This window comes from Dietzia massiliensis (assembly GCF_018390595.1).
Lineage (GTDB): Bacteria > Actinomycetota > Actinomycetes > Mycobacteriales > Mycobacteriaceae > Dietzia > Dietzia massiliensis.
In genome coordinates this window covers 1-451 of the sequence record NZ_JAHBAV010000192.1, presented here as the reverse complement: position 1 = coordinate 451, position 451 = coordinate 1, and the positions used below count along the sequence as shown (strand labels likewise).

Annotated in this window: 1 protein-coding gene; it reads right to left on the bottom strand. The window is 31.5% G+C overall.

Going from position 1 to position 451, the window contains the following annotated elements; all coding sequences use genetic code 11:
- Window positions 1-451: DAK2 domain-containing protein (locus KHA85_RS20225; protein WP_213186670.1), on the bottom strand; the 451-nt coding region annotated here is incomplete at both ends.

Genomic DNA, 451 nt, shown 5'->3' with positions numbered 1-451 from the left:
CTTCCTTTACAAAATAAGAAAACATGTCTTCAATATCCATATCAGCTTTTGTATATTTAACTACTGCTTCACTAGCTTCTCTAATTACAGTTAAAATAGTTCCTTCTACTGGACGCATTACTGCTTTATAAGCAACTTTGGCACCATTTTCTAAAGCTTGTGCAAAAAGTAAGGAATCAGCTTCTTCATGATCATGTAAAGTCATTGAAATACCTCTAAAAATCTGTGATAAAATAACTCCAGAATTTCCTCGTGCTCCCATTAAAAGACCTTTAGAAAGTTTTTTAGAAATTTCACCAATATTATTAGAATCTAAAGTTTCAACTTCTTTAGCACCAGCTAAAAAAGTTAATGACATATTTGTTCCTGTATCACCATCTGGCACTGGAAAAACATTCAATGCATCAATTTCAGGATAATTATTATGCAAAGTATTTGCTCCACATAATAC